Annotated in this window: 27 protein-coding genes and 1 tRNA gene; 14 read left to right on the top strand and 14 right to left on the bottom strand. The window is 71.7% G+C overall.

Annotated elements, in window-relative coordinates:
* The first annotated feature begins 214 nt into the window (after window positions 1-214).
* Together ACZ7OY_RS07315 and ACZ7OY_RS07310 are read left to right on the top strand one after the other, a co-directional pair.
* On the top strand, window positions 215-1,099 hold the full coding sequence (locus tag ACZ7OY_RS07315; RefSeq protein WP_471911182.1) for a Cof-type HAD-IIB family hydrolase: 885 nt from the start codon (window positions 215-217) through the stop codon (window positions 1,097-1,099).
* Window positions 1,100-1,164: 65 nt separating this feature from the next.
* Window positions 1,165-2,409, top strand: coding sequence for an amidohydrolase (locus tag ACZ7OY_RS07310; protein WP_471910488.1), 1,245 nt, complete (start codon window positions 1,165-1,167; stop codon window positions 2,407-2,409).
* Window positions 2,410-2,687: 278 nt separating this feature from the next.
* Here the strand turns inward: ACZ7OY_RS07310 and ACZ7OY_RS07305 are convergent, their stop codons facing one another.
* Entirely contained in the window at window positions 2,688-3,497 is an 810-nt protein-coding gene (locus ACZ7OY_RS07305; protein WP_471910487.1) for an alpha/beta fold hydrolase, read from the bottom strand.
* A 198-nt stretch (window positions 3,498-3,695) separates the two neighbouring features.
* On the opposite strand from ACZ7OY_RS07305, the gene ACZ7OY_RS07300 reads away from it, so the two are divergent.
* Both ACZ7OY_RS07300 and ACZ7OY_RS07295 read left to right on the top strand, forming a co-directional pair.
* Window positions 3,696-4,883: a thiolase family protein gene (locus ACZ7OY_RS07300; RefSeq protein WP_471910486.1), complete on the top strand. Its 1,188-nt coding sequence runs from the start codon at window positions 3,696-3,698 to the stop codon at window positions 4,881-4,883.
* Between the two features lie 168 nt (window positions 4,884-5,051).
* Window positions 5,052-5,861: a sulfite exporter TauE/SafE family protein gene (locus tag ACZ7OY_RS07295; protein ID WP_471910485.1), complete on the top strand. Its 810-nt coding sequence runs from the start codon at window positions 5,052-5,054 to the stop codon at window positions 5,859-5,861.
* Window positions 5,862-5,891: 30 nt separating this feature from the next.
* Here the strand turns inward: ACZ7OY_RS07295 and ACZ7OY_RS07290 are convergent, their stop codons facing one another.
* A complete protein-coding gene (locus tag ACZ7OY_RS07290; RefSeq protein WP_471910484.1) occupies window positions 5,892-6,680 on the bottom strand; it encodes an HAD-IIA family hydrolase in 789 nt (262 codons plus the stop codon).
* 119 nt (window positions 6,681-6,799) lie between these two features.
* Here ACZ7OY_RS07290 and ACZ7OY_RS07285 point away from each other — a divergent pair, with 119 nt between their 5' ends.
* Window positions 6,800-7,561, top strand: coding sequence for a cobalt-precorrin-6A reductase (locus tag ACZ7OY_RS07285; protein WP_471910483.1), 762 nt, complete (start codon window positions 6,800-6,802; stop codon window positions 7,559-7,561).
* Here the strand turns inward: ACZ7OY_RS07285 and ACZ7OY_RS07280 are convergent.
* The 3 genes from ACZ7OY_RS07280 to ACZ7OY_RS07270 form a co-directional block, all read right to left on the bottom strand.
* The gene (locus ACZ7OY_RS07280) at window positions 7,488-8,012 is read right to left on the bottom strand and encodes a hypothetical protein (RefSeq protein ID WP_471910482.1); all 525 of its coding nucleotides are present in this window, start codon (window positions 8,010-8,012) and stop codon (window positions 7,488-7,490) included. The two genes, ACZ7OY_RS07285 and ACZ7OY_RS07280, sit on opposite strands and share 74 nt — an antisense overlap.
* Before the next feature lie 117 nt (window positions 8,013-8,129).
* The gene (cobF, locus tag ACZ7OY_RS07275; protein ID WP_471910481.1) at window positions 8,130-8,903 is read right to left on the bottom strand and encodes a precorrin-6A synthase (deacetylating); all 774 of its coding nucleotides are present in this window, start codon (window positions 8,901-8,903) and stop codon (window positions 8,130-8,132) included.
* Between the two features lie 47 nt (window positions 8,904-8,950).
* Window positions 8,951-9,469, bottom strand: a complete 519-nt coding sequence (locus ACZ7OY_RS07270) for a DUF309 domain-containing protein (RefSeq protein ID WP_471910480.1) — start codon at window positions 9,467-9,469, stop codon at window positions 8,951-8,953.
* A gap of 100 nt (window positions 9,470-9,569) precedes the next feature.
* Here ACZ7OY_RS07270 and ACZ7OY_RS07265 point away from each other — a divergent pair.
* Window positions 9,570-9,643: transfer RNA gene (locus ACZ7OY_RS07265), tRNA-Pro, on the top strand.
* A gap of 570 nt (window positions 9,644-10,213) precedes the next feature.
* Here ACZ7OY_RS07265 and ACZ7OY_RS07260 read toward each other — a convergent pair.
* The 5 genes from ACZ7OY_RS07260 to ACZ7OY_RS07240 all read right to left on the bottom strand — a co-directional run bounded on the left by ACZ7OY_RS07260 (window position 10,214) and on the right by ACZ7OY_RS07240 (window position 12,752).
* Window positions 10,214-10,822, bottom strand: coding sequence for a hypothetical protein (locus tag ACZ7OY_RS07260; protein ID WP_471910479.1), 609 nt, complete (start codon window positions 10,820-10,822; stop codon window positions 10,214-10,216).
* A gap of 588 nt (window positions 10,823-11,410) precedes the next feature.
* Window positions 11,411-11,725 (bottom strand): PDDEXK family nuclease, encoded by a 315-nt coding sequence (locus tag ACZ7OY_RS07255; protein ID WP_471910478.1) that lies wholly within the window; start codon window positions 11,723-11,725, stop codon window positions 11,411-11,413.
* 30 nt (window positions 11,726-11,755) lie between these two features.
* Entirely contained in the window at window positions 11,756-12,070 is a 315-nt protein-coding gene (locus ACZ7OY_RS07250) for a hypothetical protein (protein ID WP_471910477.1), read from the bottom strand.
* Window positions 12,067-12,204 (bottom strand): hypothetical protein, encoded by a 138-nt coding sequence (locus ACZ7OY_RS07245; protein WP_471910476.1) that lies wholly within the window; start codon window positions 12,202-12,204, stop codon window positions 12,067-12,069. Before ACZ7OY_RS07245 ends, ACZ7OY_RS07250 begins: the two co-directional genes overlap by 4 nt.
* A 155-nt stretch (window positions 12,205-12,359) precedes the next feature.
* Complete coding sequence (locus ACZ7OY_RS07240; protein ID WP_471910475.1) at window positions 12,360-12,752, bottom strand: DUF6415 family natural product biosynthesis protein; 393 nt, start codon at window positions 12,750-12,752, stop codon at window positions 12,360-12,362.
* Window positions 12,753-12,905: 153 nt separating this feature from the next.
* Here ACZ7OY_RS07240 and ACZ7OY_RS07235 point away from each other — a divergent pair, with 153 nt between their 5' ends.
* On the top strand, window positions 12,906-14,153 hold the full coding sequence (locus ACZ7OY_RS07235) for a helix-turn-helix domain-containing protein (RefSeq protein ID WP_471910474.1): 1,248 nt from the start codon (window positions 12,906-12,908) through the stop codon (window positions 14,151-14,153).
* Window positions 14,154-14,579: 426 nt separating this feature from the next.
* On the opposite strand, the gene ACZ7OY_RS07230 is transcribed toward ACZ7OY_RS07235, so the two are convergent.
* Window positions 14,580-14,789 (bottom strand): hypothetical protein, encoded by a 210-nt coding sequence (locus tag ACZ7OY_RS07230; protein ID WP_471910473.1) that lies wholly within the window; start codon window positions 14,787-14,789, stop codon window positions 14,580-14,582.
* Between the two features lie 176 nt (window positions 14,790-14,965).
* Here ACZ7OY_RS07230 and ACZ7OY_RS07225 point away from each other — a divergent pair, with 176 nt between their 5' ends.
* Window positions 14,966-15,487 carry an NUDIX domain-containing protein gene (locus ACZ7OY_RS07225; RefSeq protein WP_471910472.1) on the top strand — a complete coding sequence of 174 codons (522 nt, stop codon included), beginning with the start codon at window positions 14,966-14,968 and terminating at the stop codon, window positions 15,485-15,487.
* Window positions 15,488-15,731: 244 nt separating this feature from the next.
* Here the strand turns inward: ACZ7OY_RS07225 and ACZ7OY_RS07220 are convergent, their stop codons facing one another.
* Window positions 15,732-16,685, bottom strand: coding sequence for a replication-relaxation family protein (locus ACZ7OY_RS07220; RefSeq protein ID WP_471910471.1), 954 nt, complete (start codon window positions 16,683-16,685; stop codon window positions 15,732-15,734).
* Window positions 16,686-17,275: 590 nt separating this feature from the next.
* Between ACZ7OY_RS07220 and ACZ7OY_RS07215 the strand changes: the two genes are divergently transcribed.
* The 6 genes from ACZ7OY_RS07215 (at window position 17,276) to ACZ7OY_RS07190 (ending at window position 23,033) form a co-directional block, all read left to right on the top strand.
* Complete coding sequence (locus ACZ7OY_RS07215) at window positions 17,276-18,262, top strand: aldo/keto reductase (RefSeq protein ID WP_471910470.1); 987 nt, start codon at window positions 17,276-17,278, stop codon at window positions 18,260-18,262.
* A 98-nt stretch (window positions 18,263-18,360) separates the two neighbouring features.
* A complete protein-coding gene (locus ACZ7OY_RS07210; RefSeq protein WP_471911181.1) occupies window positions 18,361-19,380 on the top strand; it encodes a substrate-binding domain-containing protein in 1,020 nt (339 codons plus the stop codon).
* 1 nt (window position 19,381) lies between these two features.
* Window positions 19,382-20,455: an ABC transporter permease gene (locus tag ACZ7OY_RS07205; protein WP_471910469.1), complete on the top strand. Its 1,074-nt coding sequence runs from the start codon at window positions 19,382-19,384 to the stop codon at window positions 20,453-20,455.
* Between the two features lie 2 nt (window positions 20,456-20,457).
* Window positions 20,458-21,324 carry an ATP-binding cassette domain-containing protein gene (locus tag ACZ7OY_RS07200; RefSeq protein WP_471910468.1) on the top strand — a complete coding sequence of 289 codons (867 nt, stop codon included), beginning with the start codon at window positions 20,458-20,460 and terminating at the stop codon, window positions 21,322-21,324.
* Window positions 21,325-21,524: 200 nt separating this feature from the next.
* Complete coding sequence (locus ACZ7OY_RS07195; RefSeq protein ID WP_471910467.1) at window positions 21,525-22,778, top strand: serine hydrolase domain-containing protein; 1,254 nt, start codon at window positions 21,525-21,527, stop codon at window positions 22,776-22,778.
* A 69-nt stretch (window positions 22,779-22,847) separates the two neighbouring features.
* Window positions 22,848-23,033 carry a hypothetical protein gene (locus tag ACZ7OY_RS07190; RefSeq protein WP_471910466.1) on the top strand — a complete coding sequence of 62 codons (186 nt, stop codon included), beginning with the start codon at window positions 22,848-22,850 and terminating at the stop codon, window positions 23,031-23,033.
* A 76-nt stretch (window positions 23,034-23,109) separates the two neighbouring features.
* On the opposite strand, the gene ACZ7OY_RS07185 is transcribed toward ACZ7OY_RS07190, so the two are convergent.
* Together ACZ7OY_RS07185 and ACZ7OY_RS07180 are read right to left on the bottom strand one after the other, a co-directional pair.
* The gene (locus tag ACZ7OY_RS07185; protein WP_471910465.1) at window positions 23,110-24,114 is read right to left on the bottom strand and encodes a Gfo/Idh/MocA family protein; all 1,005 of its coding nucleotides are present in this window, start codon (window positions 24,112-24,114) and stop codon (window positions 23,110-23,112) included.
* A 103-nt stretch (window positions 24,115-24,217) separates the two neighbouring features.
* The gene (locus tag ACZ7OY_RS07180; protein ID WP_471911180.1) at window positions 24,218-25,378 is read right to left on the bottom strand and encodes a Gfo/Idh/MocA family protein; all 1,161 of its coding nucleotides are present in this window, start codon (window positions 25,376-25,378) and stop codon (window positions 24,218-24,220) included.
* Window positions 25,379-25,574 lie beyond the last annotated feature (196 nt).

Here is a 25,574-nt window from a genome sequence, read left to right as displayed (position 1 = left end):
GGCCCCCTCGAGGATCACCGGGAACGGGCGTAGCGGTGGACACTCCCGCCATTGTGCCGTCCGGTGATCGGCCTGTCCCGGGAATCGGCCTGTCCCGGGAATCGGCCTGTCCGGGGAATCCGCGGGGCGGTGCCCTGACCCGGGGGCGGGACGGCCGCGGCGGGTGCCCCCGGTAGGATGGTGGACAATTCCTCCCACAGTGGAAAGCCAGGACATGCCGTACTCCCGCACGCCCCTCGACATACCCACCGAGCACCCGGCCGGCGAGGCCCGTGCGGACATCCGGCTCGTCGTCACCGACATGGACGGCACGCTCCTGGACGACGACAAGCGCGTGCCGGACGGGCTGTGGGAGGTGCTGGCGCTGCTGCGCGAGCGGGGCGTGCTGTTCAGCCCGGCCAGCGGCCGCCAGTACGCCACCCTGGCACGGGAGTTCGCCGAGGTGGCCGAGGGCATGGTGTTCATCGCGGAGAACGGCACGTACGTCGTCCGCGACGGCGTCGAGCTCAGCTCCGACCCGCTGGATCCCGCCGTCGCCCACGGGATCGCACACACCGCGCGCCGGCTCGTGGCCGACGGCGTCGACATGGGCGCGATCCTGTGCGGCAAGAGGGCCGCCTACGTCGAGCGGACCGACGAGGCGTTCCTGGCCGAGGTGCGCCGGTACTACCTGGAGCACCGCATCGTCGAGGACGTCACCGCCGTCGACGACGACATCATCAAGGTGGCCCTGTTCGCCTTCGGGTCGGCCGAGCGCACCGTCGCACCGGCGCTGGAGCCGTTCGCCCGCTCCCACCAGGTCGTGGTCTCCGGCGAGCACTGGGTCGACGTGATGAACCGCACCGCCGACAAGGGCGCCGCCGTCCGCCGGCTCCAGCGCGACCTGGGCATCACGCCCGCGCAGACCATGGTGTTCGGGGACTACCTCAACGACCTGGAGATGCTGGACACCGCCGAGTGGTCGTTCGCCATGTCCAACGCCCACCCCGAGGTGGTGCGCCGGGCCCGGCACCTGGCCCCCTCCAACAACGACAACGGCGTCCTGCGCACCGTCGTACGGATGCTGGACCTCCCGGTGCAGGGCGGGCCGGCTTCGTAGCCGCCGGGCACCGGTCCTGTGCCAAGGTGAGCTCCTCGACCCGCGACCCGAGGGAGCAGAGCAGCATGACCGAACCGGCCGCCGTCGCCCGCCTCGCCCTGGACCTGACCTCCGGGCTGAAGTCCGGTGAACTGGAGGACTTCTACCGGGACCTGCACCGTCACCCCGAACTGTCCTTCAAGGAGCACCGCACCGCCGACCGGCTCGCCCGGCGGCTGCGGGCGGCCGGGTACACGGTGACGGATGGCGTCGCCGGCACCGGTGTCGTCGGCGTCCTCGCCAACGGGGACGGGCCGGTGGTGTGGCTGCGCGGCGACATGGACGCGCTGCCCGTGCAGGAGGCCACCGGTCTTGATCACGCCTCCACCGTCGACGGTGTGATGCACGCCTGCGGTCACGACCTGCACATCACCTGGCTGGTGGGCGCCGCCGAGGCGCTCGCGGCCGCCCGGGAGACCTGGTCGGGCACGCTGGTCGTGGTGGGACAGCCCGCCGAGGAGTCCGGGGGCGGGGCGGGCGCGATGGTCGCCGACGGGCTGCACGAACGCTTCCCGCGTCCCGACGTCCTGCTCGGCCAGCACGTCGCGCCCGGTCTCGCCGGTTTCTACTCCCACACCCCGGGCCTGATCATGTCCGCCTCCGACGACGTCGACATCGTCGTGCACGGGGTCGGTGGGCACGGCTCGCGCCCCGAGTCCACGGTCGACCCGGTGGTGACCGCCGCGTACGTCGTCACCCGGCTCCAGACGGTCGTCTCCCGGGAGATCGCCGCGAAGGACCCGGCGGTCCTGACGGTCGGCATGTTCCACGCCGGCACGAAGCGCAACATCATCCCCGCCGAGGCCCGGCTCGCGCTGAACCTGCGCACCCAGGACCCGGTGGTGCGCGAGCGGATCCTCGCCGCCGTGCGGCGCATCGCCGAGGGCGAGTGCGCGGCGGCGGGCTGCCCGCGGCCGCCCGGGATCACGGTCCGGGCCGGCTACCCGAACACCGTGAACGACGCCGCCCTGGACGCGGAGATCGCGGCCGTCCACCGTGAACTCTTCGGCGAGGCCACGGTGTTCGACTTCGGCCCGGCGATGGGCAGTGAGGACTTCTCCCTGCTGGCGCCGCCCGGAGTGCCGTACGACTACTGGTTCGTGACCTCGACCCCGGCCGACGTGTGGGAGGCGGCGCCCGGGGAGGATCTCGTCGAGAAGATCGCCGAGGTGCCGGGCAACCACAGCCCGCTGTTCGCCCCCGACCCGTCGGTGCTGGTGCCCGGCGTACGGACCCTGGTGTCGGCCGCGCTGAGCCGGCTCGGCACCTGACGCCGACCGCGCCGTGGTCGCGGGCGGTGCGTGACGCCGGCTGCGCCGGGGTCGCGGGCGGTGCCTGACGGCGACCGTGAGACGACGTCGACCTCGCCGAGCGCCTTGGGCACCGAGCCGTGCCGTGGCGGACGCGGGGTCTGTCGGCCGGGGGCCGTCGGCCGGTGAGTGCGCCGCCTGGGAACGGCCGGGGTCCGTCAGCCGGTGAGCGCGCCGTCAGGGAACAACCGGGGGGTTGTCGGCCGGTGAGCGCGCCGTCCGGGAGCAGCCGGGGGCCGTCAGCCGGTGAGTGCGCCGTCCAGGAAGTGGACGAGGTCCGCGAGCACTTCGGCCCGGTTCGTCTCGTGGAACACCTCGTGCCGGGCGCCCGGGTATATCCGCTCGACCCGGTGCCCGCCGGTGAGCCGCTCGACCCCGGTCCGGCTGCCGGCGAGCGGGACGAGCCGGTCGTCGGTGCCGTGCAGCCACAGCAGCGGCAGCCGGCCGACGTCGCCGCCCTTCGCGACGGTCTCCAGGGTCCGTACGAACGCCTCCAGCGTCGGCCGTTTCATCGGGCCGTGCCAGACCAGGGGATCCGCCGCGTACGCGACGCCGACGGCCGGGTCGCGGGAGAGAGCGGTCGGGCTGACGGGGACGTCCGGAATCTCGTCGTGGGCGAGCAGCAGGCCCGGCGTCCGCCACGCCCCGATGACCGGCCCGGACAGCACCAGCGCGGCGGCCGTGTCCCCGTGGCGCTGCGCGTACCGGGCGGCGATCAGACCGCCCATGGAGTGCCCCACCACGACCAGGGGCAGGCCCGGGTACGCGGCCACGGCCAGTTCGGCCACGGCCCGCACGTCGTCGACGACGTCCTCGAAGTCCTCGATCAGCACGCGTTCGCCCGCCGACCTGCCGTGCCCCTGGTGATCGGGCCCGAAGACGGCCGCGCCGTGCGCCACGAGGGCCGCGGCCACGCCCTCGTACCGGCCGATGTGCTCGCCGTAGCCGTGCACCAGGAGCGCGAGGTACCGCGGCCGCTCGTGCGGCCACTCGCGGGCGACGATCCTGCCCCGGGTGCCGTCGAGGACGTGCTCGCGGGTGTCGGACATGACTCCTCCGGTCGGGTCGGCGAAGATCTCGGGAGGATCTTCCCAGGTGGCCGGGCGACGGTCTATCATCGAAAACTAGCAGTGCTAATTAAGTCGATGCCCGGTGTCGGCTCCGGTGCCCGTCAGTCGGATACCCGTCAGTCGGAATACCCGGCGGTCCGGCCCGTCGGCCCGGCGATGACGGTCAGGAGTCCTGTCGTGCGCCCCGTCCACTTCGCGGCCGCCCGCCGCACCCCCATCGGCAAGCTGCGCGGCTCCCTGTCCGCCGTACGGCCCGACGACCTCGCCGCGACCGTGATCCGCGGGCTGGTCGCCGACGTGCCCGCGCTCGACCCGGCCCGCATCGACGACGTCTACTGGGGTGCCGCCAACCAGGCCGGCGAGGACAACCGCAACGTCGCCCGCATGGCCGCCCTGCTCGCCGGCCTGCCCGAGTCCGTGCCGGGCGCCACCGTGAACCGGCTGTGCGCCTCCGGCCTGGAGGCCGTCACCGCCGCGGCCCGCACCATCGCCGCGGGCGAGGCCGAGATCGTCCTCGCGGGCGGCTCCGAGTCGATGAGCCGGGCCCCCTTCGTGCTGCCGCGCCCCGACGAGGTCCTGCCCCACCGCATCGAGACCGTCGACACCCGGCTCGGCTGGCGTCTGGTCAACCCCGCGATGAAGGACCTGCACGGCCTGCTGTCGATGGGCGAGACGGCGGAGGAGGTGGCCGAACGGTACGGCGTCCCGCGCGAGCGGCAGGACGAGTTCGCCCTGCGCAGCCACCGGCTCGCCGCCGAGGCCCGCAAGAACGGCCACTTCGACGACGAACTCCTGCCGGTGCGGCGGGCGGACGGCGTGGTCGTCGACGCCGACGAATGCATCCGCGAGGACACCTCCTACGAGCGGCTGGCCGGACTCAAGCCCGTCTTCCGCAAGGGCGGCACGGTCACCGCGGGCAACGCCTCACCCATGAACGACGGCGCCGCGGGCCTGCTCCTGGTCAGCGAGGAGGCACTGGAGGAGCTCGGCCTGGAGTCGCTCGGCCGCTATGTGGCGGGCGGCTCGGCGGGAGTCCACCCCGATGTGATGGGCATCGGGCCGGTCCCCGCCACCCGCAAGGTGCTCGCCCGGGCCGGCTGGGCGATCGGCGACCTCCAGGAGGCCGAGTTCAACGAGGCGTTCGCCGCCCAGGCCCTCGCCTGCGTCGACGAACTCGGCATCGACCCCGAGCTCGTCAACCCCACCGGCGGCGCCATCGCCCTCGGCCACCCGCTCGGCTGCTCCGGCGCCCGTATCCTCACCACCCTGCTTCACCGGATGCGCCGCACCGGGGCACAGCGCGGCCTGGCCACCATGTGCGTCGGGGTCGGACAGGGCAGCGCGGTACTGGTCGAACGTCACTGACGCGACGTCCGGCCGGGCGCCGTCAGGCGGTGCGGTGCCGTCGTGTGAGACGGCGTTGTCGTGTGAGATGGCGCTGTCGTGTGAGACGGCGCTGCCGTTTGGGACGGTGCTTACGCGTGAGACCGTACTTACGGGCGCGGGTTGCGTGCGCATAGCATCGGCCTCCGCATGAACACGATGACGCTCTGGCACATATCCGGCTGGGAGTTCGCCGCCCTCGCCTTCGCGGCGCTGCTGGTCGGCTTCTCGAAGACCGCCGTCAGCGGGGCCAACACGGTCAGCCTCGCGATCTTCGCGGCGGTGCTGCCCGCCCGCGCCTCCACCGGCGTGCTGCTGCCGGTCCTGATCGCCGGCGACCTGCTCGCCGTCCGCACCTACCGGCGGCACGCCCACTGGCCCACGCTGCTGAAGCTGTTCCCGGCGGTGGTGGCGGGCGTGGTCGTCGGCACCCTGTTCCTGGAGTGGGCCGACGACGGCGCGGTACGGACCTCGATCGGCGCGATCCTGCTGCTGATGGCCGGGGTGACGGTGTGGCGGCGCCGCAGGTCCGACGCGGCGGACGCGGCGGAGGCGGCGGACGCAGCGGACGGGCGGGACGAACCGGACGCGGTCACCGGCCGGGCGGGCCGGCTCAAGGCCCATTCGTACGGAGTGCTCGGCGGCTTCACGACCATGGCCGCCAACGCGGGCGGCCCGGTGATGTCGCTGTACCTGCTGTCCGCGGGCTTCCGGAAGCTGGGCTTCCTGGGCACCTCGGCCTTCTTCTTCCTGATCGTGAACGTCGGCAAGGTGCCCTTCAGCGTGGGCCTCGGCCTGATCGACGGCCGCTCCCTGCTCCTGGACGCGGCGCTCGCGGTGTTCGTCGTGCCCGGCGCGGTGTTCGGCACCTGGGCCGCGAAAAGGATCAACCAGCGGCTGTTCGAACGGCTGGTGATCGCCGCGACGGTCGTGGGCGGCGTACAGCTCCTGCTGCGGTAGGCGGCGCTGCCCCGGCCTGCCGTCCGGCGGCTACAGCCCCAGCAGGCCGGGCAGGTCCGCGAACGAGTCGATCACATGGTCCGGGGTGCCGCTCGCGTCCCGGTGGGTCTCCGGAAGGTACTTGCCGGTCCGCACCAGCACCCCGGTCAGACCGGCGCGCTGGGCCGCCAGTACGTCCGACTCGATGTCGTCGCCCACCATCAGCGCTTCGCCGGGAGCGGCGCCGAGCCGGGCCAGCGCGGCCTCGAAGAACGCGCGCGACGGCTTCCCGGTGACCTCGGCCTCCGTCCGCGCCGCAGCCTCCAGTCCCAGCAGGAAGGCCCCGGAGTCCAGTTGCAGCCCCTGGTCCGTCCGCCAGTACAGATTGCGGTGCATGGCGACCAGTCGCGCCCCCTGCTGGAGATGGGCGAACGCCCGGTTCAGGGCGGCGTAGTCGAACCCGGGACCCGCACCCCCGACGATCACCACGTCCGGCACCGTGCCGGTGTCACCGTCGTCGAGCACCGTGACGCCCGTGAGGTCCTCCCCGATCTCCCCGCAGTTCAGCAGCGCGCAGCGGGCACCCGGCAACCGATCGGCGAGATGGGCGGAGGTGGCGGCGGGCGCGGTGAGCACGTCCTCGGCGGTGACCGGGAACCCGGCGTCCCCGAGGACGGCCGCGATCGACGCCCGGGTCCGGGAGGTCGTGTTGGTCACCAGCACGACCCCGAGGCCCGCCTCGCGGATCCTGCGCAGCGCCTCGACCGCGCCCGGCAGCGGCTGCCACGACACGGTGAGCACGCCGTCGATGTCGACCAGGACGGCACGCACTGACTCCATGGGGGGACGATAGCGACCGCGGCCGCCCCCGGCCCGCGGACACCACCCACCCGGCGGATCACTTGGCGGCGCACCCGCCTGCCGGAAAGGCGGACCGGTGGCCCCGTAGGCTCGTCGTCATGTCCACGCACATCCTGGTCCTCGGCGGTACCACCGAGGCCCGTCTCCTCGCCGCCGACCTCGCGGCGCGCCCCGGGGTACGGGTGACCACCTCCCTCGCCGGACGCGTGTCCAGTCCGGCGGCGCTTGAAGGAGACGTACGGATCGGGGGGTTCGGCGGGGCGGAGGGGCTCGCCGACTGGCTGCGCGAGCACCGGGTGGACGCCGTGGCCGACGCCACCCATCCCTTCGCCGCCGGCATCACCGCTCACGCGGCCCGCGCCACGGCGGCCGCCGGGCTGCCGCTGGTCGTGCTGCGCCGCCCGGGCTGGCGGCCCGGTCCGGGGGACCGCTGGCACCCCGTCGACTCCCTGGAGGCGGCCGCCGAACTGCTGCCCGGGATCGGCCGACGGGTCCTGCTGACCACCGGGCGGCTGGGCCTCGCGGCCTTCGCGCGGCTGACGGAACTCCACTTCGTCGTACGGTCGGTGGAGCCGCCCGAGCCGCCGATGCCACCGGACACGGTCGTGTTGTCGGCGCGTGGACCGTTCACCCTGGCCGACGAGTCCCGGCTGCTGCGCGCGCACCGGATCGACGTGCTGGTGACGAAGGACAGCGGGGGAGCGGCCACGGAGGCCAAGCTCACGGCCGCCCGTGAACTGGGGCTGCCGGTGGTGGTCGTACGACGGCCCGCGCTGCCCGAGGGCGTCACGCCGGTGCCCGATGTCGCCGGGGTCCTCGCCCGGCTGGGCCTCGACCGACCGGACCCGGGTCCGCGCTGACCACCGAGGCCCGCAGCCGGTCGATGGCGCGCAGCACCTCGTCGCGGTTCTTGGCGCTCTTGATCCAGGCGGGCAGCCGGGCCACGTACGTCATCTTCCGCCCGTGCTCGTACCAGGGCGCCCGCTCCCTCAGCGACGCGGCCACGAACCGCCGGAGCAGGTCGAGGTGTTCGAGGTTGTACGCCCAGATCGTGCCGTGCCGGGTGGTGGTCTCCAGCCACAGGGGCGGCCTCATCCAGCAGTCTCCCGGGCCCGAGATCCGCGACAGGCCGCAGGACCGGCACACCACTCGCTGCTGCGAACGGCACCGGCCCTGCCCGTCCGTGGCGGCGCCCGTCCGCCACTCGAAGTGGGCGACCCGCTCGCAGCGCGGGCAGCGCACCAGCACCGACAACCTGAAGCGGTCGTCGGTGACACCGGGATCGTGGAAGCGGGCGGGGGCCGGGGACATGCCCCGAGTATGGCGACCGCAGCCCCGCACAGCACCCGCATTTCGGCCCGCGGCCCGGGGCTTCCGGGTGCCGGTCACCCGCGGCCCGGGGCTGCCGAGTGCCGGGTTGGCGGGTGTCTACCGCGCCCCGGGATTGCGGCGCAGCAGATAGGTGTCCATGATCCAGCCCTTGCGCTCGCGGGCCTCGGCCCGCAGCCGTTCGATGCGCGGGGCGGCCTCGGCGATCGGGCCCGAGGCGAGGATCTCGTCCGGGGTGCCGATGTAGGCGCCCCAGTAGATGTCCATGTCCTGGTCGGCGTACTGCCGGAAGGTCTGGTGCGCGTCGAGCATCACGACCACGTCGTCCACGTCCTGCGGGAACCCCTCGGCCAGCCGCCGCCCCGTGGTGATCTGCACCGGGCGCGCCACCCGGTTCAGCCCCGTACGGTGCCGGGCGACGAGCGCCGAGACACTGCTGATGCCCGGCACGACCTCGTACTCGAAGGCGACCTCGCCCCGGCCAAGCACCTCCTCCAGGATGCCGATCGTGCTGTCGTACAGCGCGGGATCCCCCCAGACCAGGAACGCACCGCTCTCGTTCTCGCCCAGCTCCTCGGCTATCAGCCGCTCGTAGATCCCGGCGCGGGCGCTGCGCCAGTCGCCGACGGCCGGGGAGTACGCGCCACCGCCCGCGTTACGGTCCCGCTCCGGGTCGCGCGCCTGCACCAGGCGGTACGTCCCCTCCGGCAGGTGCGCGTCGAGGATGTCCCGGCGCAGCTGTGTCAGGTCGCTTTTCACCTCGCCCTTGTCGAGGATGAAGAAGACGTCCGTGCTCCGCAGCGCCCTGACCGCCTGGAGGGTCAGCTGGTCGGGGTCGCCTGCGCCGATACCGATGACATGAATCCTTCGCACGCCCCGAGTCTGCCGTACGGCACCGACACCGGGCGGTGTGGGTCGGGTCACCCGGCGGTGCGCCCCCGCAGCCGGGGCGCCCGCTCCCGCGCGTCCACCTCGCCCCGGCCGCTCTCCACCTCGCCCGCCAGCTCCCGCGCCCAGCCGGCCAGTGCCGGGAGGTCCAGCCCGTACGGCCGGGTTCCGGTGTCCGCCGCCCACTCCTCCACGGCCGCCGCCCCGCGCCGCAGCAGCCGTGCCCCGCCGGTGGCGTTGCCCCGGGCCGCGTGCGTGAGCCCCACCGCGAGCTGGGCCAGCCCGCGCCACAGGGTCCGTTCCCGGTCGGGGCCGGACTTCCAGGCGTCCTCGAAGACCTCGTGGGCATGGAACGGCTTTCCGTCGTCCAGCAGCGCCTGCGCCTCGGCGACGGTCTGCTCGGGGGTGCGCAGGACCCCCTCGGGCTGGCGCTCCACCCCGGCCGCGCCGTAGGGCAGCGGCCGTCCCAGGCCGTCCCGGGGCCGGGCGCTGCGGGCCCGCCCCTCGCTGTCCCGGTCCCGTGCCCCGCCCGCGTCCGATGTGCTGCTCATGCCACCGATTGTCCCGCGCCGGGCGTCCCCTTCGGTGCAGCCCCCGCGGTGGGGTAAAGTACGGACCGCGTGATCACGCGGTTCGCCGCGGGAACCGCACCGGGACGTGGCGCAGCTTGGTAGCGCACTTGACTGGGGGTCAAGGGGTCGCAGGTTCAAATCCTGTCGTCCCGACTGGAGACAGTCGCAGGTCAGGGCCGGTTTCGGAGCTATCCGAAACCGGCCCTCGACCATTCTCGGGGACCGGCGTTTTCGACCGAAGTCGGCGGGTCACGACGAGCGGGCTAGGCAGCGAGCGCGGTGCGCGCAGCACCGGGGGGCCCAGTGGACCGGAACCAACCTTGAGGCGGACCGTGACGCGCACCGCGGGCGGTACGTGGAGTCGTCCAGCGCGGGGCAGGTTCGAGCGCCGCGCAGCCGCGCGAGATCGCTCAGGAGCAGGCTGCGCTACTCCTGAGCGGCGATGCCGGTATCCCCACAGAGATCGCGGAGTGGCCGTGTGATGTGAAGAGCGCGTTCCGACCGGGTCGGCTGGGCCGCGACTCTTTCTCGGCGCACGGCGCACGGCGCACGGCGCACGGCATCGGCGTCAAGCGAGTTGTCTCGCGAGGTCATCGAATGGAACGGCGCTTCGGTGTTCGTGAGTTGTTTTCCGACGGCTCCCTGGGCCGCTCAGGGGTCGACCGGGTCCGGCGCATGCGTTCTCGGCGTTCTCTCAGACCGAGAGCGAGAGGTGACGCCGCCTCAGATGGTCGGGGTGTCGTCGACAACCGGCCGGTGAATTTCAACGACCGGCTTCCACCCCGCGGAGAACTCGATGAAGTCCGCACGGGTGGGGTAGGTGTCGATCGCGCGACGGTCACGCTTGGGGCTGTCGCCCCCCTTGCGCCCCCGGGGAATCTGCTCCTCGAAGATGTCGACCTTCACGTCGGGAACCTCCTTGAGGCCCTGGCGCCAGATCTGCACGATGTCGGCGCCGAACGCCTGCCGGGCCGCAGCGTAAAGGGCCGTGAGGGCCCCCTTGTCCCCACCAGGTACGAAAAGTGCCAGGTCCAGCACGACACCGGCGGACTGGAGGACCTCGATGGTCACCGAGCCGTTCTCGTCGGCCAAGTAGACGCCGGCTTCATTCTCGTCATCGGGAAGGCAGGAGACCTCTTCCTGGAATATGGTCCTCGCCGTGATCGAGCCGCCCTCGAAATTCTCACCGGACTTGGTCAGAAAAGCAGGGACATAGCAGCCGGGAAGCTTGAGTTCTGCCGTGTCGGCGGAAATGAAGAGCCTGTCCTTCATGCCGAGCTTCGTCACCTCTTCCAGCGAGAGGCGGCGAGCGGCGATCTTCTCCGTGTTCACGATTTCCCTTTCAGGTTGCACTGTCCCTCCGAACGAGGACGCTACCACGAAACCCTCAGGTCAACTGCCCAGTAATCCTTGGGTAAATGGCCTCCGACGACCTGCGCGGGAGGACACCGAAGCGAGTGCCGCTCGGTCGGGAACACGCATCGTCGGGCAGTTTCCCTCGTCATGGTGTTGGGGATCAACTGACGGTTGCATTGAGGCGCGTTGGGTAGCGCGGAGGAGCCAAAAGAGAGTTTGCGGTAGATATCACCCATATCGTCTTCGGAGAGGCGGCGGCGAGGCAAGGCGATCCATTCGTCGCGCATCTCGAAGAGCGCAGCGGCCACCGACCGGATGGTCCGGCACATCCTCCCGGACGACCCCGAGGCCGACCTGATCGCCTGGTGGAAGACGGCCGACGTCCAGAGGCGGCGCGCCGTGGCAGCCCTGCTGCTCACGCCCGAACTCCTCGGCCAGGTGCGGGTCATGCGCTCGCCGGTGAAGCGCAATGCGGCCCCGGTGACCGAGCGGCTGAAGTGGGCTACCGCAGCCTGGCCGCGAACACGACGGAGCCCCCGCCGGTCGGCGGAGGCTCCGTGCTGTCTACCGCGTGAGCCGGGTCAGGAAGCTGTCCACGAACTTCTCGACCTCTGCCAGCGTCTTCACTTCCTCGACGTTCAGGCGGTCGACGTACCGCACCCCTGCGTTCAGGAACAGGCGGGTGCGGCTGTGGTCGCGTCCGGCGTGGCCCTTGTGGTGGGGCCCGTCGATCTCGATCACTCCGGCGTACCCGCGATAGGTGATCAGCAGGTCGGGCTCGAAGGTCCAGCCCCTCACCCGCATGCCACCGAGCGGCATGATCCCGATCGTCTCGTCGTCCGGCAGCGACGCCTGCCGCTCCCTGAGTACTCGGTACACGTCCAGCTCCCACTCGTTCGTGAAGCGGAGCTAGTCCTCAACCGGGCGACCCGGTTCGAGCTGCACCTTGCGCCCCTGGTTGCTGGGCTTGGGGCCGTCAACGGTCTTCACCTGCCTGCGCCAGTCCGGGCCGAGGCGGGGGATCGACGGCCGGGCGACAAGCTGCTCGATGGCCTTGTCCGAGCCCCATAGCACGTCGCGCATCACCTCGGCGATACTTTCCAGGGCGTCGTCATCGTACGTCGGGTACAGGCCCGGCTCCACCACGAGCACGATCCGGTAACCCTCTTGGTTGTACTCGGTGTTCCAGAGACGGATCTCTGCCGACGACACGTCGGCGATCATCGGGCGACGTCGGTCTTCACGAGGTGATATGCGAGCACAGCGCTCGTGCCGAGCAGCCACTCGCTCACCAGGGGAGCGTTCTGCGGAGCGTCGAGGGTTATAGACATGTCGGGCGACGCCAGCTCATCACTCATGCACGGAATTGTGGCAGCCACCACCGACAACGGGAGCGCCCCGAAGCGAGAAGGTGTTCCCTCAACGTGGCCGGCCGGCAATCAGGTTGAGCCCGAACCACACGCGACAGAGCCCGGCCGGGCGTCATCACCGGCCGGGCTCTGTGCTGTCGGGGCTACTCGACCACCAGCGTCTCGAAGTGATCGCACATCGCGTTCAGGCGTCGGGCGAGCCGACGTGCGTGCCTCACCGCCGCCTCGGCCCCCGGGTGCGGCTCCGCGCGCATCGTCCGGCGGGTGTCGGCGGCGGCGATCACTGCACAGTTCACGGGTGCTAGCCACCGCAGGTCGTCGTCCGGCTTCAGCGCTGCGGCCCGCTCCACCACGGGCACGATCAGCTCCAGGTGTCCGCGCAGGGTGCTGACCAACACCAGCGCCTCGTCCAGGGCGAGATCGTCGGCGTCCCCCGCCAGCGACCGGTGCACCGTGGCGCGCATTGTCGGGAGATCCAGCGGCGGGAGCCGGTCTCCCTCTGCCATGGTCGGCGTGTGTTCAGTACGTTGCGTCATGTCGTCGCTCCCTCGAAGCGTCGGCCACGCCCCGGGGCCCTGCCAGGCCGCCGGGGTCCGTGCTGTCCACCAAACCGCCCGGGTGGATCTTCCGGAGGCGCCGGGTCGGGGGCCCGCAGGGGGCCTAACCTTGAACGGCGAGGGGGCCAGACCATGCAGACCACGGAACGCAAGAGGCAGTTCGGGCAGTACCTCGCGCGCCTGCGCCGGGAAGCCCGGCTCACGCAGCGACAGTTAGCGGACCGGCTGTGCACCCTGTCCGGCGTGCCGTCCATCACCCGCAACGAAGTCGGCCGCTGGGAGCAGGGCCGCCGACTGCCGGACGCGTGGCTGCCCGCGCTGGCTACCGCCCTCGGGGTCCAGCTCGGCACCCTGGAGCGGGCCGCCTCCTGGGCCCGGGGAGAGCCGGAGGGGCGCCTCCCCGGAGCGTTCGCCACGCTGGCTGAGCTGTTGCCCACCGGGGACCCGCTGGAGCGGGAGACGACCTCTCAGGGCCGCCGTATCGGCCCCTCCACCGTGGCCGCGCTCGCCGGCCGGGTGCACGGGCTCCGGCTGGCGGATGACGTGCTGGCCGGGGGTGACCTGATCGCCCCGGCGTTCCGCGAGCTGTCGGGCGCCGTCGTGCTGCACCGCGAGTGGTCGTACGACGACTCCACCGGCCGCGCCCTGCTGGTGCAGATCGGGGAGCTGGCACAGATCGCCGGGTGGATCGCCTCCGACGCCGGGCAGCACGCACAGGCCGCCGAGGCGTACCAGCTCGGCATCTCTGCCGCCCGGCAGGCCGGGGACGGCGCCCTCACCGCCAACCTCGCCGGGTCGCTCGCCTATCAACTGGCGAACACCGGCCACGAGTTGGAGGCGGTCGACCTGGCCGAGGCAGCCGTGGCCGAGGCGGGGCCCTTCGCCCCTGCCGAGACCCGCGCCCTGTTCCACGACCGCGTCGCCTGGGCTCACGCCCGGCTCGGCCGACCGCACGCCCAGTCCGCCATGTGCGCCCTTGGCGAGGCACACGAGGCCCTGACCGAGCCGGGCGGCCCCGAGGCACCGCAGTGGGCGTACTGGGTCAGCCGCGATGAGCTGGAGGTGATGGACGCCCGGGTGTTCACGGAGCTGCACCGCCCGCTCCGCGCCGTCCCGCTGCTGTCCAGGGTGCTGGAGCGCTACGACGCCACCCACGCCCGCGAGATGGCGCTGTACCTGTCGTGGCTCGCGGTCGCCTACGCCGACGCCAACGAGCCCGAGGCCGCCGCCGACATCGCGACCCGCATGTTCGAGCTGTCGGCCGACGTCGCCTCCGACCGCACCTCCGAGCGGGGCCGGGTGGTGCTCGGCCGCCTGGCCGAGTTCGAGGACGTACCCGAGGTGGCGGCCGTGCTCGCGGAGCATCCTCCGGCCGCCTGACGTGTCAGTCCACGGCTGCGCGAGAACCCCTAGGCTCGGGGCTCGTCAGGTGTCTGGTCAGGGTCCTGACGAGCCGTTCTGGTCAGACCCTGACGAGCCTTGGCGCCCCTTGCCGGCTGATTAACCGAATCGACTAAATCCCCAGGTCAGTTGGGCTGAACCCGGACGCACCGGAATCCCCGGAAGCACCGGAACCGTGGCAGACTGGGAGCAGCACAAGACCACAGACCACGGACCAGAACGCGGGTCCGTGGTCTTCGCGTTTCTGGGCTGGGTCATGTCCCGACCTGGAGGCGCCCTGTAGCTCCAACTCCCACCGACCTGATCGGCCTCACCGAGGCCGGGCGCCGTCTTGGCGTCTCCCGCTGGGCCGTCCGCAAGATGATCGACCGGGGTGACGTCCCGGCTACCGCGTCGGCCGCCTCGTCAAGGTGTCGGCTCGAGGGAGCGGGCGTCGCCCCATGTCCATCGGCGGATCAGCTCCACGGCGGCGAGGGCGTGCCGGGCGCGGCGCTCCGCGTCGGCTATCTGCTCCGGCGTCGCGTCCATGATGCTCGGACCGGTCGGGGGCCCGAGGGTGACGCCGGTCCGCTGCTCGATCACCCGCACGACGGCGGCCGAGGCGTCGGCCGACACGCGCTGGATGTCGACCAGCGCCTCCCGCAGCAGCTCGACGGGCTGCGCCGTCTGCTGGAGTTACACCGGGGGTACGCGCCGGTAAAGGAGTACCTGACGCGGTTCGATGATGCGCGCCGCGCCAGAATGCTCCTGCTGGCCGATCTGATCCCGCCGCACCCGGGAGGCACCACCGCATGAGGGGCACCGCACCCGACCCCACCGACACCGACGCCTGGAACGCCTATCTCGCAGAGGGCAACGCCCGCCAGGCCCGCAAGCGCGTGGCGGCCGATGTCCTGCTGAGGGACCCGGACGGTCGCGTGCTGCTGGTGAACCCCACCTACAAGCCCGGCTGGGACCTGCCCGGCGGGATGGCGGAGGCCAACGAACCGCCGGAGGACGCGGTGCGCCGGGAGCTGATCGAGGAACTCGGCCTGCACGTCGACCTGCTCGGGCTGCTGGTCGTGGACTGGGTTGCCCCACACGGCCCCTGGGACGATCAGATCGCGTTCATCTTCGACGGCGGCACGCTCGACCCGGAGCGGGCCCACCAGCTACGACCGCGGGACGAAGAGCTGTCGGAGGCCGCGTTCGTCACAGCCACCGACGCCGCCGGTCGACTTCAGGACCGGATGCGGCGCCGGTTCGAGCATGCCTTGAAGGCGCTGGAGGCGGGACGCCCGCTGTACCTCCGAGACGGCACACCCGTCATGTGACGGGGCAGGGCATACCCCGCGCACCGTCCTGCGCAACAACGTTGAGTCGCGGCCCGAGCCAATGCGCAGACCATGCGCAGCGAATTGAGCCACCGGTCCCCGTTCCGTGCGCAGTCGGGCGGTGAATGCGCACAGTTGAGGGTGGACGGCATGCGCAGCGCTGTGACCTGCTGTGTTCTGGCCCACGGTCAGGCATGGACTGCGCCATGGTCAGGCCGACCATGGCGCATGGTCGGGCCTGTGGTCAGGTCTGCGCAGGCCAGGGACCGGGCTCGGACGAGTCGTGCGCGGGGTGTCGATCGGTCGTGCGCTGGCGGCGCCTGGACGTCCAGACGACTCGTTGCGCAGGGTCCTGGACGGGCCGCCAGACGGGTGCGGAGGGGCCGTGCTGCAGTAGGTCGGTCATCGGCGCGGCCAGCACAGGGACGTCGTGCAGGAGAAATCCCGCCTCAAGTGCTTTGGCTGCCGCGTGGAGGGCGTGGATGCGGTGGTCGATGCCGGCGGGGCCGGTGGCGTCCAGGACGAACAGCAGCCGGGGGAAGAGCGGGTAGCGGCGCCGCCAGTCCGGTTCTGTCCCGAAGCTGCTGGTCGGGCGGGAGCGGCCGGGCGGGGGAGCGGAGATGTAGGAGTGGAGGCGGCTGTAGGTGCCGAGTTTCGCTGCGAGCCGTTCCGGGCCCATGGTCGCCCGGTCGACCTCCACAAAGGCGCGCAGCATCGGCCCGTCGGCCTCCTGGTAGAACAGCAGGGCGTCGGGGATGACCGCCTCCGCGCCCCTGAGAGAGTGGTGGACCTCCGGTATCCAGTCCAGCGGTCGGCAGATGTCGCCTCGGGCGCGGGCGTCCTGCTGGAACGCGACGCCGACTTCGGTCACGGCCAGGGCGTGCGCCACCCGCAGCCGCGCGGCGCTCGGATCGGCGATCAGCCGGGGCGGAGTGAAGTCGCGTAACTCCGGCCACTCGGAAGCGACCTGCACGCCGTAGCGGGTGGCGAACCACGCCCGGCGACGCCCTGCCTGAGGCAGCGTCACCCACTGCACCAACCCCTCCTCCCGCAGTTTCACGAGCCGCCGCCGGGTCTGCTCGATCCGCACCCGGGGCGCGATCACCCGGTGCAACTGCTCCGTCGTCACCAGCCGGTACTGCGCGACCACGGCCAGCGCCAGCCGGTCACCCATGGCCGCGTCCAGGTTCAACGGCATCCTCGCCACCTCCCGCACCGGCGCCGGCCGTTCCGGCGCCGTGTACCGCCACCGCAGCAGCCGACCCCGACCACGCCGTCGACCATGAGCACCCGACCACAGGCACGAATCGATAACCCCGCCCCCAACCCCTCCCGTGACTTCACTGAAAACCCCTGCCGCAATCCCTCCGACAATCGGCCGTACTTCTCCGGCACCTGGTGATGTATCTGCAGGTCACCAGGCCATTCCGCCCATGGTCGGGTGCCGGACATCCCCCTCTGCACACCACACACCCAGCTCAGGACCAGGAAGAACGGAGAAGGGACGGGACGGGTGGGCGGCGAGCCTCGAGGGATCGGGGGCGCCTTCGACTCTTCACGCGTCGGCCGGTGGCCTCCGCGCAGCGCTCTCGGCTCGCTGAGCTGCTGCGCGCGACTGCTCCGGGTTCGCGTGCGCGGCATGCGGCGAGGACACGCCGGTGCCCGCCAGGGTGGCGTACCCGTGGCGATGCTCACGCCCTCGTATCGGCGGTACTTGACTTCAAGTGCTCTTCAAGTTGCAGACTCCCGCTCGCACGCCCCGAACGTGGGCGAACGGGAGGAACAGTTATGAAGTACCGCACAATCGGCACCGATCCGCGGACCCGTCGTGAGGTGAGTGTGCTCGCGCTGGGTGCGATGCTGTTCGGCTCGCGCACGGACGAGAAGACCTCCTTCGCCGTCCTCGACCGCTATGTCGAGGCGGGCGGGAACTTCATCGACACGTCCGACAACTACGCCTTCTGGGAGGACGGCGGCCAGGGCGGACAGAGCGAGGAGCTGCTGGGCCGCTGGCGGCGCAGCCGGGGTGTCGGCGACGAGATCGTCATCGCCACCAAGCTGGGCGCCGCCCCGCTGGCCCCCGGCACCGGCTACCTCGACAACCCGGAGGGGCTGTCGGCGAAGGCGATCCGCGAGGCCGCCGAGCGCAGCCGCGAGCGGCTCGGCATGGAGCGGCTCGACCTGCTCTACGCCCACATAGAGGACCCCGCCGTCCCGCTCGCCGAGACGGTCGAGGGCTTCGCGGCCCTGGTCGCCGAGGGCGCCGTCGGCCTGCTCGGCGTCAGCAACCACGCCGTCTGGCGGGTGGAGCGGGCCCGTGCCCTCGCGGCGGCGGCGGGGCTGCCTGGTTACGAGGTGCTCCAGTACCAGCACAGCCATCTGCGCCCGCGCACCGACATGCCGAGCGGGCTCTTCCCGGACGGCAGTCTGGGCGGGGCGGACGGCCAACTGCTCAGCTATCTGCGGGCGGAGCCCGATCTGACCCTGGTCGCCTACTCGCCGCTGGTGGGCGGCGCCTACACCCGTACGGACAAGCCGCTGCCGCCGGACTACGACCACCCCGGCACCCCGGCCCGCCTGGCGGTGCTGCGCGAGGTGGCCCGGGAGGCGGGGGCGACGGTCAATCAGGTCGTCCTGGCCTGGCAGTTGGGCGGGCCGCTGCCCGTCGTACCGCTGGCCGGGGCGTCCTCGGTGGTCCAGTTGGAGGAGAACCTCGCCGCCGTGGAACTGCAATTGACGACCAGTCAGAGAGTTCGGTTGGACGGGGCGCACTGACCCGGTGACGGTCGTCGGCAGGGATACGCCGGACCGCAGCGGGTAGGTCTGGAAGCCGACCCGGCGTTCCCCCCGTCGCACAGTGAGGTGCAGGCATGATGGATCGCTCTTCGCATGTCCACTCCCGCAGATCGGCCACCGTTGCGGCGCTGGCCGCGGCGGCGGCCCTGATCCTCGCGGGCTGCTCCAGCGGTTCAGGCGGCAAGAAGGCCGAGGAGGGCGGGGACGGCGCGGCAGCGGGCAAGGCCGGCACACCTGCGATGACGGTCGCGCTGGTCACTCACCAGCCTCCCGGCGACACCTTCTGGGACATCGTCCGCAAGGGTGCGCAGGCCGCCGCGGACAAGGACAACATCAAGCTCGTCTACTCCGCCGACCCGAACGCGGGCACTCAGGCCAACCTGGTCCAGAACGCGATCGACCAGAAGGTCGACGGCATCGCGATCACCCTGGCCAAGCCGGACGCGATGAAGGCCGTGGCGGGCAAGGCGGAAGCGGCCGGGATACCCGTGGTCGGTCTCAACTCCGGGCTGAGCGACTGGAAGAACCTCGGTCTGATGTCGTTCTTCGGACAGGACGAGAGCGTGGCGGGCGAGGCGTTCGGCAAGAAGCTGAACGAGGTCGGCGCCAAGAACACCGTCTGCGTGATCCACGAGCAGGGGAACGTCGGTCTCACCCAGCGCTGCGACGGCCTGAAGAAGACCTTCCAGGGCACCACGCAGATCCTCTACGTCAACGGCACCGACATGCCGTCCGTGAAGTCCACCATCACCGCCAAGCTGAAGCAGGACGGTGCCATCGACTACGTCGTCGCCCTCGGCGCGCCGTACGCGCTGACCGCGGTGCAGTCGGTCGCGGACGCGGGCAGCAAGGCGAAGATCGCCACCTTCGACCTCAACAAGCAGCTCACCGGCGCCATCTCCAAGGGTGACATCCAGTTCGCCGTCGACCAGCAGCCGTACCTCCAGGGCTACTTGGCGGTCGACTCCCTGTGGCTCTACAAGAACAACGGCAACTACAGCGGCGGCGGGGAGCAGCCGGTGCTGACCGGGCCGGCCTTCGTCGACAAGTCCAACGTCGACAAGGTTGCCGCGTTCGCCGCGAAGGGCACCCGCTGAGATGACCCGAGCAACGGCACCGGCGGCGAGCGCCTCGCCGCCGGCCCCGCCGGCCGGCCGCACGGACGGGCGCGGCACCCGGCGCTCCCCGGTGCGCAGGCTGCTGGCCCGCCCGGAGGTGGGCGCGCTGATCGCCGCGATCGGCGTGTACGTCTTCTTCTTCGCCGCCGCCCCTTCGTTCCGTACCGCGGGTGCCCTGTCCACGGTTCTCTACCAGGCGTCCGTCATGGGCATCATGACGCTGCCGGTGGCCCTGCTGATGATCGGCGGCGAGTTCGACCTGTCCGCCGGTGTCGCCGTCACCACCTCGGCGCTGACCGCCGCCATCCTGAGCTTCCAGCTCACGGTGAACGTGTGGACCGGCGTGGCCGTGGCCCTGGTCGTCTCCCTGGCTGTCGGCGCCTTCAACGGCTGGCTGCTGATCAGGACCGGTCTGCCCAGCTTCCTGGTGACCCTGGGCTCCTTCCTGATCCTCCAGGGCTCCAACCTCGCCGTCACCAAGATCTTTACTGAGAACGTCGCCAGCGACTCGATCGCCGACATGGACGGTTTCGGCCAGGCCAGGAAGGTCTTCGCCTCCGAGTTCACCGTCGGGGGAGTGGACTTCAAGATCACCATCGTCTACTGGCTGGTGTTCGCCGCGGCCGCCACCTGGCTGCTGCTGCGCACCCGGTTCGGCAACTGGATCTTCGCGGTCGGCGGCGACCAGGACAGCGCCCGCGCGGTCGGCGTACCCGTCGACCGCACCAAGGTCGTCCTTTTCATGGGAGTGGGGGCCGGCGCCTGGTTCGTCGGCATGCACCTGCTGTTCTCGTTCGACACGGTGCAGTCCGGCGAGGGCGTCGGCAACGAGTTCCTCTACATCATCGCCGCGGTCATCGGCGGCTGCCTGCTGACCGGCGGCTACGGCTCGGCGATCGGCCCGGTCATCGGCGCCTTCATCTTCGGCATGGTCAACCAGGGCATCGTCTACGCCAACTGGAATCCCGACTGGTTCAAGGCGTTCCTCGGCGTGATGCTCCTGGTCGCGGCCCTCGTCAATCTGTGGGTCCGGCGTACGGCTACCCGGAGGTGAACATGACTACCCACGACAGCGGTCCGCACGGTGCCGGCCGCGAGGACAACCCGCCGGAGCAGGCAGCGCCCGTCGTCGAACTCCGGGGCGCGGGCAAGTCCTACGGCAGCATCCGTGCCCTGCACGGAGTCGACCTGGTGGTCCGCCCCGGCCGGGTGACCTGCGTCCTGGGCGACAACGGCGCGGGCAAGTCCACCCTCATCAAGATCATTTCGGGGCTGCACCGGCACACCGAGGGCGAACTCCTCGTCGACGGCGCGCCGGTGCGCTTCAGCTCCCCGCGCGAGGCCCTGGCCCTGGGCATCGCCACCGTCTACCAGGACCTGGCCACGGTCCCGCTCATGCCGGTCTGGCGGAACTTCTTCCTGGGCTCGGAGACGACACGCGGCCCCTGGCCGCTGCGCCGCCTCGACATCGCGGGGATGAAGCGGACCGCGGACGAGGAACTGCGCAGCATGGGCATCGTCCTGGACGACCTGGAGCAGCCCGTCGGCACGCTCTCCGGCGGCCAGCGCCAGTGCGTGGCCATCGCCCGCGCCGTCCATTTCGGCGCCCGGGTGCTGGTCCTGGACGAGCCGACGGCCGCGCTCGGCGTCAAGCAGTCCGGTGTCGTGCTCAAGTACATCGCCGCCGCCCGCGAGCGTGGCCTCGGCGTCGTCTTCATCACCCACAACCCGCACCACGCCTACCTGGTCGGCGACCACTTCAGCGTGCTGCGCCTGGGCACCCTCGAACTCGGCGCCGACCGCTCCGAGGTGACCTTGCAGGAACTCACCCACCACATGGCCGGCGGCGCCGAACTCGCCGAGCTCAGGCATGAACTGTCCCAGGTGCACGGGGTCGACGTCGAGGAACTGCCGGAGGCGTAGACCGGCTCCGAGCCGTCTTCCGCCCCCGCTCGCACGCCGAGCGGCGGGCGGGCGTGGCACGGGCGTCGCGCCGTCGTCGGGAGGCGGCGGCGTACGGCCGCTCTTATGCTGAGGGGATGCGGGGCCGTCCGGCCTTCGCCGTGCGAGGCGACGACCAGGCGGATCCGCTTCCTTCTGTCTCCGCACGGAGGAGCTGGCCCATGACGCACGCGGGTATACGACTGCGCAGGGGAGCCGTCCTCGCCACCGCGGTGGGGATGCTCATGGTGCCGGTCGCCGGAGGGCCGGTCCTGGCCGCGCCGCCGACCGGTCCGGGCGCCGCCACCGCCGCCTACCCGCGGCTGCCGTCCCCCTCCGCCGGCGGCGTCCGCGATCTCACCCCGCCCGTGCAGCGCCTCCTGGACGCGACCGTGCAGCATGTGATCAAAGAGGCGGGCATCCCCGGTGCGAGCGTCGGCATCTGGACACCCGACCAGGGACAGTACGTGAAGGCCTTCGGCGTCGCCGACAAGACCGACAACCGGGCCATGAAGACGGACCTCTACACCCGGATCGGCAGCGAGACCAAGACGTTCACCGTCACGGCGCTGCTGCAGATGGTCGACCAGAAGAAGGCCGGCCTCGACGACACGATCGACCGGTACGTCGACGGGGTGCCGGGCGGCGACCGGATCACCCTGCGTCAGCTGGCAGGGATGCGCAGCGGCCTGTTCAACTACACGGACGACGACGACTTCTTCAAGGCCCTCACGTCCGACCCGCAGCGGTCCTTCACCCCCCAGCAGCTCCTCGACTACTCGTTCAAGCACCCGGTGCTGTTCTCGCCGGGCCAGAAGTTCGACTACTCCAACACCAATCTGATCCTGCTCGGCCTGGTCGTCGAGAAGCTCTCCGGGCAGAACATCGAGGACTACGTCCGCGACCACGTCCTGGAGCCGGCCGGGATGGGCCACAGTCTCTTCCCGGCCGGGGCTGAGTTCCCCGAGCCGCACGCGCAGGGCTACACCAACCAGACCGCCAGCGGGCAGGTCGAGGACGCCGCGGGCTGGAACACCTCCTGGGCCTGGACCGCGGGCGCGATGATCTCGACCCTGGACGACCTGCGGATCTGGGCGCGGACGGTCGCCACGGGCCTCCTGCCGGACGGCAACACCATGATCAGCCCCGCCGTCCAGAAGCAGCGGCTGACCACTCCGGCGACCCCGATCCCGGGCGTCGGCTACGGCCTCGGCATCTTCGATGTCAAGGGCTGGATCGGCCACAACGGCTCACTGCCGGGCTACGAGTCGCTGACCGTCTACCTGCCCTCGGCGCAGGCCACGCTGGTCGTGGTGCTCAACACCGACATCGACTACAAGGGCGCCGAGCCGAGCACCGTCCTCGGCGAGGCGATCACAAAGATCATCTCTCCTGACCATGTCTTCAACCTTCCGGCGGAACCTGCGGGCCGGTAAAGCACGTCGAAGCGGTGAGGGAGCCCCCGCGCCGGACGCGTGGGCGAACATCGCCACGGGGAGGCCGAGTTGACGCACACGGAGCACGACGAGACGGTGCCGGACACCGCGGAGGCCCGGCGGCAGGCGCGGTTCGGCGCCCTGCCGGAGCGGATCCACCCGCAGGACACGGTCGAGGAACGGCCGGCCGTCGCGCCGGACCCGGCACGCAACGCCTACGACCCGGACGAATGGCTGGTCCGCTACTGCCTGTGAGCAGTCGGTGACGGCGAACGGTGTCGGCGAACGGTGATGGCGAACGGTGTCGGCGATGTGAAGCCCGGCCCGCCCGTCAGACTGACCGCACCTCGTCGAGCCGTACCGGCCGGTGCTCGCGCAGCGACAGCGTGCACGCCTCCGCCACCCACCCGGCCTCCAGGGCGTCCGTGATCGTGCACGGGGACGGCCGGGTGCCGGCGACGACCTCCGTGAACGCGGCGAGCTCGGCGCGGTAGGCGTCGCCGAAGCGGTCCATGAAGAAGTCGTGCGGGGGGCCGGCCGGGAAACGCACGCCCGGTTCCACCGAGCGCAGCGGCAGCTTGTCGTCGAGGCCGACGGCGATCGAGTCCGAGAAGCCGTGCAGCTCCAGCCGGACATCGTAACCACGGGCGTTGTGGCGGCTGTTGGAGACCAGGGCGATCGTGCCGTCGTCCAGGGTGAGTACCGCTCCGGTGGTGTCGGCGTCACCGGCCTCCCGGATGAAGTCGGCACCGCGGTTGCCGCCGACCGCGTACACCTCGGTCACCTCACGGCCCGTCACCCAGCGGATGATGTCGAAGTCGTGCACGGAACAGTCGCGGAAGATGCCCCCCGAGGCGGCGATGTACGCGGCCGGCGGTGGCGCCGGGTCCAGGGTGGTCGACCGGATCGTGTGCAGCCTGCCCAGCTCGCCGGATCCGACGGCCGCGCGGGCCGCGGTGAAGCCCGCGTCGAAGCGGCGGTTGAAGCCGATCTGGACCGGGACGCCACGGCCCTGGACCGCCTTGATCACCTCGACGCCCTCGCGCATGGTGCGGGCGACGGGCTTCTCGCAGAAGACCGGGACACCCGCGTCCACGGCGGCCAGGATCAGCGCCGGGTGGGCGTCGGTCGCCGCCGCCACCACGACGCCGTCCACCCCGGCGGCCAGCAGCGCCTCGGGCGAGTCCGCGACCTCGGCGCCGAACCGCTCGCCCGCCGCCTTGGCCGCCCGGGCGAACGGGTCGGCCACGACGAGCGACCGGACGGCGTCGAGTCCGGAGAGGGTCTCGGCGTGGAAAGAGCCGATGCGGCCGAGGCCGAGGATTCCGATGCGCATGGGGACGGACGCTCCTTGGGTACGGGGGCGGGCGGTGCCTGGACGCCATTCTTGTCAGTACAAATGCCCCGAACAACCCGTCTGTGACCCGTCTGCGAACCGTCTATGACGTCGCCACGTCGACCCAGGTGCCGTCCCTCGCGGATCGGGTCATCGCATCCAGCGCGGCGGCGCTCGCCACGGCGTCGCCGAGGGTGGCGCCGTACGGGGTGTCCTCGGCGACGGAGCGCAGGAAGCGGTACGCCTCGATCACCTTCAGGTCGTCGTAGCCCATCGGGTTCGCGGCACCCGGCTGGAAGGCGCCGAACTCGCCGTCGCCCGGACCGACGTGACGTGTGGCCACCGGCTGGTCCTGGTAGGCCGTGCCGCGGCTGACGCCCAGCTCGTCCATCCGGCGGAAGTCCCAGAAGACGGCGCCGCGGGTGCCGTGCACCTCGAAGCCGTAGTTGTTCTGCTCGCCGACCGAGACCCGGCAGGCCTCCAGCACGCCGCGGGCGCCGGAGGCGAAGCGGAGCAGGCAGCTGACGTAGTCCTCGTTCTCCACCGGGCCGTACTCGCCGCCTGCGGCCCGTTCGTGCCCGGCCGTGGCGCCGGGCGGGCGGGGCCGCCGCGGGACGAAGACGGCCGTGTCGGCGGTCAGCGAGGCGATGTCACCGAGCAGGTACCGGGCCAGGTCCGCGCCGTGCGAGGCGAGGTCGCCGAGCACTCCGCTGCCGCCCCGCAGGCGCTCGTAGCGCCAGGTCAGCGCTGACTCCGGATGGGCGGCGTAGTCGCTGAACAGCCGGATGCGGGCATGGGTGACGGCGCCGATCCCGTCGGCGGCGATCAGCTCGCGGGCGGCCTGGACGGCGGGTGCGCCGCGGTAGTTGAAGCCGACCGTGCCCTGCACTCCGGCCCCGGCGACCGCGTCCGCCACCGCGCGGGCGTCCGCCGCCGTCAGGCCCACCGGCTTCTCGATCCAGAGGTGCTTGCCCGCCTCGGCCATCGCGACCCCGATCTCCCGGTGCAGAAAGTTCGGGGCGGTGACGCTGACCGCCTCGACGCGCGGGTCGGCGGCCACCTCGCGCCAGTCGCGCACGGCGGTGGCGAACCCGAACTGTCCGGCGGCCTCCTCCGCCCGGCCCGGCACGTCGTCGGCGACCGCCACCAGCCGCGGAGTCAGGGGCAGATGCGGATAGTGGTGCCGGACCCGGGCGTACGCCCGAGAGTGCACCCGGCCCATCCAGCCGAACCCGACGACGGCGACACCGAGGGTACGCAGCACCATGACAGCCTCTCCTGGACCGGTCCGAGTATCCGCCCGGCCCACCCTGGGCGCGCCGGACCCCGGTGTCAAAGACCCCGGTCGGCACCCGGCCCCGCCCGGCCCGGCGTTGCGCATCCCCGCCCTGCGCAGCCTTGCCCGGTCTCGCGCTGCCCGACCCTGCCGGGCCGTGCCCTGCCCCGCCCGGCCGCGCGGC

The organism is Streptomyces sp. NPDC107559, from assembly GCF_055657365.1.
This window is presented reverse-complemented; position numbering and strand designations above follow the sequence as displayed.